Here is an 11,697-nt window from a genome sequence, read left to right as displayed (position 1 = left end):
CAATGGACATTCAATTTTTAGGAACGGGAGCTGGGCAACCCTCAAAAGCCCGGAACGTATCGAGCTTAGCGCTCAAATTGCTAGATGAGATTAATGAAGTCTGGCTCTTTGATTGTGGTGAAGGGACACAGAATCAAATTTTAGAAACGACCATTCGTCCACGAAAGGTTAGCAAGATCTTTATCACTCACTTACATGGGGACCATATTTTTGGTTTGCCAGGTTTCCTCTCTAGCCGGGCTTTCCAGGCTAATGAAGAGCAGACGGATCTGGATATTTATGGTCCAGCTGGCATCAAATCCTTTGTCATGACCAGTCTTCGCGTATCGGGTTCGCGTCTGCCTTACCGCATCCATTTTCATGAGTTTGATGAAAACTCTCTAGGAAAAATTTTAGAAACCGATAAATTTACAGTTCATGCAGAAGCTTTGGATCATACCATCTTCTGTGTGGGCTATCGCATCACGCAAAAAGACCTAGAAGGAACATTGGATGCTGAGAAGCTCAAGGCAGCAGGAGTGCCATTTGGACCACTCTTTGGCCAGGTTAAAAATGGGCAGGATGTTACATTAGAGGATGGCACCAAGATCATTGCGGCAGACTATATTTCAGCTCCTCGACCTGGTAAGGTCATCACCATCCTTGGCGATACACGAAAGACAAATGCTAGTGTACGACTAGCAGTCAATGCGGATGTGCTAGTTCACGAGTCCACCTATGGCAAGGGCGATGAGAAGATTGCTCGGAAGCACGGACACTCGACCAATATGCAGGCGGCAGAAGTGGCGCGTGAAGCAGGAGCCAAACGCCTTCTTCTCAACCATATCAGTGCCCGCTTCCTCTCCAAGGATATCAGTCAATTGCGCAAGGATGCTGCAACAATTTTTGAGAAGGTCCATGTGGTTAAGGATTTGGAAGAAGTAGAATTGTGATGTACAGGTTCATCAAGAGGAAATAAGATGACAGTTGAAAATCGTTTATTAGATAAAGCAGATTGGTATTTTGAGAACACAGTAAGCAACTATTTGCACAGCTATCAATTACAAGAAGAAGCATTAACCCAAAATGATTTCCGCGAGATTTATCGTTGGGCTGCCAATCATATCGGATTCTTCCTTACTTGGCTCATTCAGCAGGATGCGAAAGAAACGATGTCTCCTGATGAAGAAACAGCATGCCAGAGTGTAAAGAACGAGCAAACGTTGGGCGTTGATTATCTTTTAGACTGGTGCGATGGTAAGTTGGGAACAATGGATATCAAAGAGGAGTTTCAAGCTTTTGTAACTGACTATTATGAACACCAGTATATGGATGATTATTCCGAATTTGTCATCAATGATTTGGATGACTTGCCTTTAGAATTTTTAGGTAGCTGGGAGGATTATCATCTCTTTGCTCCTATTATTGATGATGCTTATGCTGACTATTTAGCTGGAATAAGATTTCATTAATAGGACCAACCCATTGAAAGGAATAGAGATGCGAACTATCATCATCACAGGAGCAAGTGGAGGCTTGGCACAGGAAATGGTCAAGCTCCTCCCTGAAGACCGGCTGATTCTCTTAGGTAGAAATCAAGAAAAACTGGAAAAACTCTATGCCAATCATCCTCAAACCGAGTGCATCGGAATCGATATCACCGATCCATCAGCTGTCCAACAGCTTGTCGAAGAGCTGACTCAGCGCTATGGAAAAATCGATGTCTTGGTCAACAATGCAGGCTATGGGATCTTTGAGGCCTTTGATAGCATATCTGACCAGCAGGTACAGGATATGTTTGAGGTCAATACCTTTGCCCTCATGCAGCTTTCACGCTTGATTGGTGCGCATATGAAGGCAGCAGGCAAGGGGCACATTGTCAATATCGTCAGCATGGCGGGCTTAGTTGCAACAGCCAAATCTAGCCTTTATTCGGCCACTAAGTTTGCAGCCATCGGCTTCTCCAACGCTTTGCGTTTGGAACTCATGCCCTTTGGTGTCCATGTGACGACAGTCAATCCAGGACCAATTCGGACTAGTTTCTTTGACCAGGCAGACCCAGACGGAAGCTATGTCAAGGCTGTGGACCGCTACATTTTGGAACCAGACTTTGTGGCTAAGAAGATCGTGAAAAACTTTGGAAAACCAAAACGCGAGCTTAATTTGCCTTGGCTCTTGAACCTGACCCACAAGCTCTATACCCTTTTCCCTCGCATCTCGGACAAGCTCGCCAGCAAGATGTTTAATTACAAATAGGAGGAGCCAGATGGCAGCTAATATTCAAGCCTATTTAGAAAATATCCAGCAACCCTGGGGACAGATCTATTATGATATCCTTTTTGAACAATTAAAAGACATCAAAGGTAAGCAAGTGCTTGATTTCGGCAGTGGCTTTGGCCTGATGGCTAACCACCTAGCGAAAGAAAATCAAGTCCTTGCTGTGGAGCCGAATGAAGAAATGGTCACCTTGCGGGCTAAGGACCATCCCTACCAGCAACTGGTCGGAAGTCTGGGCCAGTTAGCAAGTCTTGAAGATGCTAGCTTTGAGATCATCCTTTGCCACAATGTCTTGGAGTATGTAGAGGATCGCAAGCTGGTTCTCAAGGAATTCACCCGTCTCTTGAAACCAGGCGGCCTGCTCTCCATCGTCAAGCACAATGAAGTCGGACGCGTCCTGCAGACCGTCGTCTTTGAGAATGATCCTCAGAAGGCCCTCGATCTCCTAGCAGGTCAGGATCTGGAAACCCACTCCATGGGCTTGGCCCAGGCCTATGATCTAGATAGAGCAGTCGAAAACCTAGACCTCGAAGTTCAGGACTACCAAGGAATTCGAGTTTTCTATGGCTTGCAGGATAATCGCTTCAAAGGCCAAGAAGGCTGGCGAGAGTCTATGCTTCAGATGGAGCTGGCAGTCTGCCAGGAGTCCCCTTACCGGGAGATAGCCTTCTTCCAGCACTTTCGGTTAAAAAGGAGTTAAGATGTTAGAGTATAAAAAAGAAATTCCAGCGATGACAGACCTAGTCGCACTCTACAGCTCGGTCGGCTGGACCAATTATACCAACTATCCAATCATGCTAGAAGAAGCTGTAAAAGCCAGTCTCTGGCAGTTAGCAGTCTATGATGAGAAAGAGCTCGTCGCTTACATTCGCTTGGTAGGAGATGGGCACTCTGTCCTGTTGGTGCAGGACCTCTTGGTGCGACCAGATCACCAGCGCCAAGGCATCGGAAAGAAACTCTTAGAAGAGGCTTTTGAAACTTTCCCCCATGTCTATCAACGGCTCCTTGTTACTGAACGGAGCGAGAAAAATCTAGCCTTTTACCAGTCTCTCGGCTTTGTCGAACTTTCCGAGCAAGCCTGTACAGGGATGATCTATAAAAATTGACGGAGAGAGAGTGGGACAGAAGTCCTAGCCTCTTAATTGTTTTTGGATTGTCGAGCAAGACGCAGTGGTTGAGTGGGCTCTACTACGCTGATTTCATCAGCTTTTACAGCCCTACTCAACTGTGCGGAGGTGGGACGACGAAATCGAATTCTAACGAATTACTGATTTCTGTCCCACTCTCTTTTCTTGTTTTTCCTGATATTCCTTGTAAATAATGGTAGAATAGAGCTAGATAATTGAATACGTTGAGGAGCATTTCAACTTGTGAGAACCCTTCTTCATCTAGTTCTTGCTAGTTCTCTAGCTAACTTTTGGAAGTTTTCTATTTTTGGAGGTAGACCTATGAAAAATAAAGGTTATTCCCTTTTACTCCTAGTTCCCATTTTATTCTTAACGATGGTTCTAAGCAGTTGTAAGATCATGACATCGAGCGATTACAAAAAGGCTAAAGAAGTTGTTAGTAGTGAGCTTGCTCAAGTTGGTCTGCATGGAACTGTTACCATAAACAAACTGGATTGGACTGCTTTGGAATTCCCACAGTATCATGTAAGCTATACCTACTCTGAGAAAACCTACGATGATCAAACGGTATCATTAGAACAGAAAACAACTTTTGCGGGTGACTGGTCAGATTCATATAATGACCATCTTCCAGAATATAAGAAAGCTTTTTTGGAGCAGAAATCTATTAAAGAACAGGAAGATAAAATTGAGAAACAATTAAAGAAACAAAAGATCGGTCTCCCTATTCATTTCATTAGTTTCTTTGGGGACTTTTATAAAGAAGAGAAAGAGGCAAGGTTGGATGCCATTGCCACCCAAAATCTTAAAGAAGGAAAGAAGGACTTTGCTGGCTACTATCAAATCCCTTTTCAAACTTTGATGGATCAAGAGCTTGTAGATATGACTATTTTTGTCGATGATAGTGCATCTGTCACAACGGATCAGGACTTGAAGAAGGCTGCTAAAAAGCTAGATGCGAGCGATCTGCCAGATGGTGCTTATAGTTTCTATTATTCCAATCATAAAGATGATTCGGGTGACACGCTCAATTACTCCTTCAAAGTTAAAGATGGAAAAGTTATTTTTTATGAAGATCAAAATAAGGTGGAGTAAGAGAAGCAGATACAGAAAAAGATCTAGTCACGTTTGACTAGATCTTTCATGTTTCTTAGAAGTCTTCTTTCTTCTTAAGTGTCATAGAAGCAATAGCTGTAGCGACGAATGTCAAACCAGTTACAAGAAGTCCTAAATGATCTTCCGTTCCTGTTGAAGGAAGAGATAGCTTACTTTCTTTAGGCTTGTCACTAGATTTAGGAGTTTCACTAGATTTAGGCTTGCCACTAGGCTTCGGCTTATCTTCATTTGACGATGGAGGTGTTGATGCTTTCGGTTTATCTGTTGATGGTGGAGGTGTTGATGCTTTCGGTTTATCTGTTGATGGTGGAGGTGGAAGAAGTTTATTTACCACGTTTCCTTTATCAACAACAAGGTTTGTAGCAGCAACATAGTCGCTTACAGAAACTTTGATAACTTCATTTGAAAGTTGGTAACCACTTGGAGCAGAGATCTCTTTGATCACGTAATCTTTCGCTTCAAATCCAACAAAGCTTGCAAGCCCATCTTGACCAGAAATTGCTTGCGCTTGGCCTTGTCCATATGGGTTGGCAACAGGTGTCACACCATCTGCTTCAAAGAGTCCAAAAATGGCACCTGCAAGATAATCACCCTTTTCATTCACTTTCCGCACTTTAAGTGTATAGAGTTTTAATTCAGGGGTATCAATTGTTGGTGGGGTTGGTGGAATCACCTTGTTGATAAAGGTTTTCTTGTCACCATAAGAAACTACCGCTTGAATCGCATTTGATGCTTCATCTTTTGTGACGGTAACTGTGACATCCACTTGACCTTCATCATATTGGATGTTTGCCTTATCAGCTGATACGACTTCTTTAATGGTATATTTATGAGTACCAATCATCGCTTCCGTGTAGGCGATCGCATCAAATGTCACTGTACCATCTGCAGCATTTTGTTTTGTTTGAAGAACAGTTCCATTTTCGTCCAAGAGGTTAAAGCTAAATTCACCACCTTGAAGGTCACGACCTTCTAAAATCTTACTTGTGGTAATTTGTTTTTCACTTGGAGTTGGAGGTGTCGGAGGTGTATACGTGTTGGTAAAAGTAAGAGTATCCATCTTACCATCGTATTTCACATCCGCAGTCAATTGTCCAGTTGCATCTTTTGTGACAGTTACTGTTACAGTATGAACAGTTTCATCATAAGTAATAGCGGATTCTGGCGTAGCTGGTTTTTGTTCAGCGATTGTGTAGGTGAAAGTACCGGCCTTGCTAAAGGTTACTGGATTGAAGAGAATATCACCATTCTCACCATTTGTCTTGGTATCAAGGACTGTACCATTTTGATCCTTGAGAAGGAAAGTAAATTCATTAGCTTTTAATGTACGATCGCTCGAACCATTGATCGCCAAAACTTTTTTAGCCTTAAATTGAGCTGACGTTGGTTTCACTGTTGGAGGAACAGGCGTTGGAGGTGTCGGAGGTGTCTTCGTATTTGTGAAGGTATTACCTTTTTCAGTATCTCCACCTGAGTAAGTCACAGTAGCGACGAGTTTGTCGTTTGCTTTCTTCACAGCAACAGTAGCCGTGATGGTTTGTGTGCTATAGTTGATAGAAGCATCCGTACCTTTGTTTTCGGTAATGGTGTAAGTGTGTGTTCCTTCTGCAGTATAAGAAAGTTCCTTAAAGGTTACAGTACCATCTGCCTTGTTCTTGGCAGTTTCAAGGGTAGTGTTTCCTTCTTTTAAGACAAATTCAAATTGATTGTCTGCCATCGGTAAGGTTGTTTCATCTTCTTTAAAGAGCTTTTTCACTTGAAGAGTAGCTTTTGTACTTTCTGTTTTAGGAGCTTCTTTTTTGTTGATGAACGTATCTGTGTTAGTTTGACCATCAGAGTAGTTGATTTGTTCGACAACTAAAGCATTGTCTTTTTCAACCACTACAACCGTAGCCGTGATGGTTTTATCACTGTAGGTAATGGTTTTGTCACTACCTTTTGTTTCAGTGATGGTATAGTTGAATGTTCCTGCGTGGTCTACAGTGATGGTATCAAAAGTAATCGAACCATCTTCTTTGTTCTTAGCTGTACCAACAACTTTATCGTTTGCATCTTTTGCAACAAACTCAAAGTCATCGCCCTTCAGTTCGCCACCTTCAAATGCTTTTTTAAGTTTTAAGGTTACCTTAGCATTTGAAACTTTTGGTTTATTTTGAGTATTGGTGATCGTATTTTTTTGTTCACCATCTCCACCTGAGTAAGTGACAGTAGCAACGAGTTTGTCGTTATCTTTCTTCACATCGACAGTAGCCTTGATACTTTGTGTACTATAGTTGACACTAGTATCTGTACCCTTATTTTCAGTGATGGTATAAGTATGAGTACCTTCTTTATTGAAAGTCAGAGACTTAAAGTTAACAGTGCCATCTGCTTGGTTCTTGGCAGTTTCGACTACTTTGTTATTTTCGTCTTTCAAGACAAATTCGAATTGACCTTCTGTGATCGGAACTTGTGTATGTTCCTGATCGCCGGCTATTTCGAAAGTTTTTTTTATAACAAGATTTGCAGTGGTTTCAGTAACTTTTGGTTTATTTGAAGTGTTTACAACTTTGATAACATTCGACTCATTGATTGGTTCAACTTTTGAAGTATATCCATCAGGTGTATTTGTTTCCACTACGGAGTACTCAATCTTCTTACCGTCTTTGATACCTGGTAATTTAGTAAATTCTGCTTGCCAACCAGAAGCCTTTGTCAAGGTCTTAGTCATTCCGTCTAATTTTTTACCATCAGCTACTAATTGAACAGTGATATCTTTACGATCTGCTTCGCTATCGCCAACCCATTCTTTTTGAACTGTAACAGTCTTGTCACCAGTTACCCAGAAGTTCAATTCTGTGTTATTCCAGAATGCAGGATCTGTTTGTGGTGTTTTGATTTCATCAGCTGTTAACGTAGCATTGTTATCTACGCGAATAGTTGTCTTAGGAATTAATGTTTGGTATTCAACGATCAATTCATCGCTAGACGCTGTTTTAAATACATCACTGACATCTGATAAATTCACGGTAAATCCATTACCGTCTGCATCGAATTTCACATGTTGCCAGAAGTCCCATCCTGAAGCAACCACTTGTCCACCTTTTCTTAATGTGAAGGATGGTTTCAAGTATGTTCCAACGAAGAATTCACTTGCAGCGTGATTGGCAGCTGGAGCAAAAGTGATTTTTGAGTAATCGACAGCTGGAGCTTGGATTTTATCTGATACAACAGGATTTGTGATGGCTTGTTTCTTACCATCTCCGTTGATACGGATGAACCAAGTAGTTAAATAATAGTCATCTCCAACATTCATCCATGCGTAGTTTTCAGATGCGTCTAATTTGAATTGCTTAGTTACATAGTCACCAGTACGGTTGTACTTGTTCAAAACAGATTCAAACACGCCAGGTCCATCAGGACGAGTGATGACAACGGATTCCGAACCGACATTAGAAGTGGCAGTTTTATTTCCAGGATTTCCTGGAGTATTGTCCCATTCTGCTTTGTATGAGAATCCACCTTTTACGTTTTGGTTCATGGATTCGATGGCTTTTTTAAAGGTAAAAGTAATCTTTTTGTTTGTCATCGAAATGGTCGCGACTTCAGCTCCATTTGCTTGGAGGGATTGAGTTGCTACTTCAGTGATATTGACACCTTCAGGAGCATCAATGGTGAACGTATCACCTTCTTTGACTGACTTCCCAGTTAAATCCCAGTCAAATGAAAATGTAACTTTTTGTCCAGTTGCCTGAGCTTTTAGATTGGATACTGTTGGCGTTACAGTGGCTGCACTGACAGGTTTGATCACAGACAATCCTAAGGCTACCACAGCGATGATAGCTACAAATGCAACTATCTTTTTATAAAGAGATTTCAATTGGCCTCATTTCCTTTCTTTTGCATGCCTTCTCCCCTTTTTCTATATAGTGATATATTCTAAAACAGAAAGGCTTCTAATTTCTACTCCTTGAAACTAGTCGCCTTATTTGATGATGGATCTATAAACGATCTGTTAGCTAAAAGTAACAACCTCAGCGATCAGATCCGCATCAAAGCCTCTAATTACGTTTGTTTACATAGAAAAATAAGGTGAATGACAAGCTTAGTAATGTTAAAACGATAATAAACGTTCGAAATTATAACAGAATAATCATCCCATCACATATTTAAAAAGATTATTATTATAATATATTATAAGTTTTTGTACCTATAAGTCAAGCCAAATGCAACAAAAATAGAGGTTGCTGTTCATTTTGTTTCAAGATCTGTCTGACCCTTTATTTCCCGACATTTCTTGCTTTCATGATATAATATTCAGATAAGAAAAAGAGGAGACTAAAAGCTAGATGATCACTTCAAAATACGATTGGCAGTTAGCTTCGCCAAGTGCAGATGAGGCCTTTTTAGCCCTTGCTAAAAAAGCAGGCCTAGAAGCGTCCGTAGCAACCTTACTGTATGAGCGTGGCATTCAGACCAAAGAGGATTTAGAAGATTTTTTAGAACCCAAGTTAGAGAACCTTCACGACCCTTATTTGCTCCATGATATGGACAAGGCAGTGGAGCGCATTCGTCGGGCCATCGAAGATTACGAGCAGATCCTCATCTATGGAGACTATGACGCGGACGGGATGACTTCGGCCTCTATTATGAAGGAAACCTTGGAGCAGATGGGAGCAGAGGTGCAAGTCTACCTACCCAACCGCTTCACAGACGGCTATGGTCCCAATGAGAGTGTCTACAAGTACTTTATCGAGCAGCAAGGTATTTCTTTGATTGTCACGGTGGACAATGGTGTCGCGGGTAATCAAGCCATCGCCATGGCTCAGGCAATGGGAGTAGATGTCATTGTAACGGACCACCACTCTATGCCAGAGGACTTGCCGGATGCTTATGCGATCATCCATCCGGAGCATCCAGATGCGGCTTATCCCTTCCATTATCTAGCAGGTTGTGGTGTGGCCTTTAAGTTGGCCTGTGCCCTCTTAGAAGAAGTGCCGGTTGATCTTTTAGATTTGGTCGCGATCGGGACCATCGCTGACATGGTGAGTCTGACAGATGAAAATCGAATTCTGGTCAAATACGGTCTGGGTGTTCTCCAACATACCCAGCGCATGGGCTTGCAGGAGCTCTTGAAGATCGCAGGGATTCGTCCGGAGGATGTCAATGAAGAAACGGTTGGTTTTCAGATTGCTCCTCGTCTCAATGCCCTTGGACGCCTCGATGATCCCAATCCGGCCATTGAACTCCTGACAGGATTTGACGATGAAGAGGCGCACGAGATTGCCCTCATGATTCATCAGAAGAATGAAGAACGAAAAGAGATTGTTCAAAGCATCTACGATGAAGCAAAAACCATGGTCGATCCAAGCTTGTCCGCCCAAGTCTTGGCCAAAGAAGGCTGGAATCCAGGTGTCCTTGGTATTGTCGCCGGTCGTCTATTGGAAGAGCTTCATCAGCCAGTTGTTGTTTTAAGCATCGAAGATGGGCGGGCAAAAGGAAGCGCTCGAAGTCCTGAGTCGGTCAATATCTTTGAGGCCCTCGATCCTCACCGGTCGCTCTTTGTCGCCTTTGGAGGACATTCCGGTGCAGCAGGGATGACGCTCGAGGTGGACCAACTCCCTGCCCTGTCTCAGGCTCTTACGGATTACATTGCAGAACAAGAGATTGATCTCAGCAGCAAGTCTAGCTTAGCCATCGACGAGGAACTGCATCTAACAGAATTAACGCTTGAAACCTTGAAAAGCTTTGATCGCTTGAGTCCTTTTGGCATGGATAATAAAAAGCCGGTCTTTCTGGTCCGTAATTTCAAGGTAGAAGGGGCGCGCTCGATGGGAGCCGGCAATACCCATTTGAAACTCAAAATCTCTCAAGAAGATGCGACCTTTGAGGTGGTTGCCTTTGGATTGGGAAGCTTAGAGGCAGAGTTTGCCCAGGCGCAAGACCTAGAGCTAGCTGTGCAGTTGTCGGTCAACCAATGGAATGGCCAAACAACTCTGCAGCTCATGCTGGTCGATGCGCGTGTGGACGGAGTCCAGCTCTTTAATATCCGCTCCAAAAATGCCAGTCTCCCCGCAGGTGTTCCTGTTCTCGACTTTACCCAAGAACTGCCGGATCTGACAGGCGCGCCCGCTGTAGTGGTTGGAAATATCCCTGAGGATATAGAGTCCTTACGGCAAATTTTTCAAGAGCATGATTTCCAGGCTGTCTATTTCAAAAATGAGATCCCCAAAGCCTACTATCTGACAGGGTACGGGAGCAGGGACCAGTATGCCAAGCTCTATAAGACCATCTACCAATACCCTGAGTTCGATGTCCGCTACAAACTGAAAGACCTAGCAGCCTATCTCAAGATCCAGCAGATCCTCTTGGTCAAAATGATCCAGATCTTCCAAGAGCTGGGCTTTGTGACCATTGAAAATGGCATCATGAAGGTCAATAAAGAAGCAGAAAAACGGGAAATCGCTGAAAGCACCATCTACCAAAACCTCAAACAAACCGTGAAAGAGCAGGAATTGATGGCTCTTGGAACCGTTCGCGAAATCTATGACTATCTGACAGAACAGGCCTCATGAAAAAACGTCTAAAAATTACTCTCTGCCTAATTCCCATCCTACTTTTTGCTCTTTATTGGTTTGGAATCTATCTAAGCCTCAAAAATCCTATGGAGGAGATCGCTTACTCTGAAAATGGTGGGCTGATGCGCTATGTGATGTTTAAGCCCTATACAGAAACGATAGGGAACGATGGTATTTGGAAAGAAAACGAGGATTTTCAGACCTACCCCTATTCTAAAGGAATTGTCGATGCTAACGAAGAACTGTCCGTGATGATGTTTAGGGGAACGCCCAACTGGACCTATATGTATGATCTTGAACTACAAAAAGGTGTGACACTTGGTTTTATATTTAAATACAACTCATCCAAAAAGTTGTTTTTCCAGAAAGAGGTCTACCTTTCTAAAGAAGATACTACCTACGAGGGCCAGCAACTCCTTGATAACCTTGCCACCTATGGCAAAGACCGCACTTGGTTGAAAAACCAAAGCAAGAAGGTCGCCGAGCAATATATCCTGGGTACTTGGTTTAAAAACGGAAGCTCCCGTTACTCTTTGAAAAACCTGGGTGACATGAAAATCGAGTACAACAAATTAATAAGAAAACAGTAAAAGGCTTTTCTAACAATTATTATCCCGCATCTTCTTCAGATGTGGGATTTT

9 protein-coding genes are annotated in these 11,697 nt (G+C 42.7%); 8 read left to right on the top strand and 1 reads right to left on the bottom strand.

All coding sequences use genetic code 11. The features are described from left to right. The first annotated feature begins 2 nt into the window (after window positions 1–2). The 6 genes from rnz to QM830_RS04765 all read left to right on the top strand — a co-directional run bounded on the left by rnz (window position 3) and on the right by QM830_RS04765 (window position 4,478). Entirely contained in the window at window positions 3–932 is a 930-nt protein-coding gene (gene rnz / locus QM830_RS04790) for a ribonuclease Z (protein ID WP_414325809.1), read from the top strand. Between the two features lie 27 nt (window positions 933–959). Continuing rightward, window positions 960–1,451: a hypothetical protein gene (locus QM830_RS04785; protein WP_414325808.1), complete on the top strand. Its 492-nt coding sequence runs from the start codon at window positions 960–962 to the stop codon at window positions 1,449–1,451. Between the two features lie 28 nt (window positions 1,452–1,479). Beyond that, window positions 1,480–2,235, top strand: a complete 756-nt coding sequence (locus tag QM830_RS04780) for an SDR family NAD(P)-dependent oxidoreductase (RefSeq protein WP_414325807.1) — start codon at window positions 1,480–1,482, stop codon at window positions 2,233–2,235. 10 nt (window positions 2,236–2,245) lie between these two features. Beyond that, entirely contained in the window at window positions 2,246–2,956 is a 711-nt protein-coding gene (locus QM830_RS04775) for a class I SAM-dependent methyltransferase (RefSeq protein WP_414325806.1), read from the top strand. Window position 2,957: 1 nt separating this feature from the next. After that, a complete protein-coding gene (locus QM830_RS04770; protein WP_414325805.1) occupies window positions 2,958–3,362 on the top strand; it encodes a GNAT family N-acetyltransferase in 405 nt (134 codons plus the stop codon). 342 nt (window positions 3,363–3,704) lie between these two features. Beyond that, on the top strand, window positions 3,705–4,478 hold the full coding sequence (locus tag QM830_RS04765) for a hypothetical protein (RefSeq protein WP_414325804.1): 774 nt from the start codon (window positions 3,705–3,707) through the stop codon (window positions 4,476–4,478). A 55-nt stretch (window positions 4,479–4,533) separates the two neighbouring features. On the opposite strand, the gene QM830_RS04760 is transcribed toward QM830_RS04765, so the two are convergent. Then, window positions 4,534–8,358 (bottom strand): Spy0128 family protein, encoded by a 3,825-nt coding sequence (locus QM830_RS04760; RefSeq protein ID WP_414325803.1) that lies wholly within the window; start codon window positions 8,356–8,358, stop codon window positions 4,534–4,536. A 469-nt stretch (window positions 8,359–8,827) separates the two neighbouring features. Between QM830_RS04760 and recJ the strand changes: the two genes are divergently transcribed. Together recJ and QM830_RS04750 are read left to right on the top strand one after the other, a co-directional pair. Continuing rightward, window positions 8,828–11,053, top strand: coding sequence for a single-stranded-DNA-specific exonuclease RecJ (recJ, locus tag QM830_RS04755; RefSeq protein WP_414325802.1), 2,226 nt, complete (start codon window positions 8,828–8,830; stop codon window positions 11,051–11,053). Next, window positions 11,050–11,646: a TipC family immunity protein gene (locus tag QM830_RS04750; RefSeq protein WP_414325801.1), complete on the top strand. Its 597-nt coding sequence runs from the start codon at window positions 11,050–11,052 to the stop codon at window positions 11,644–11,646. The genes recJ and QM830_RS04750 overlap by 4 nt, the downstream gene beginning before the upstream one ends. Window positions 11,647–11,697 lie beyond the last annotated feature (51 nt).

Source organism: Streptococcus sp. OMI750 (assembly GCF_047463895.1).
Classification (GTDB): Bacteria; Bacillota; Bacilli; order Lactobacillales; family Streptococcaceae; genus Streptococcus.
This window is presented reverse-complemented; position numbering and strand designations above follow the sequence as displayed.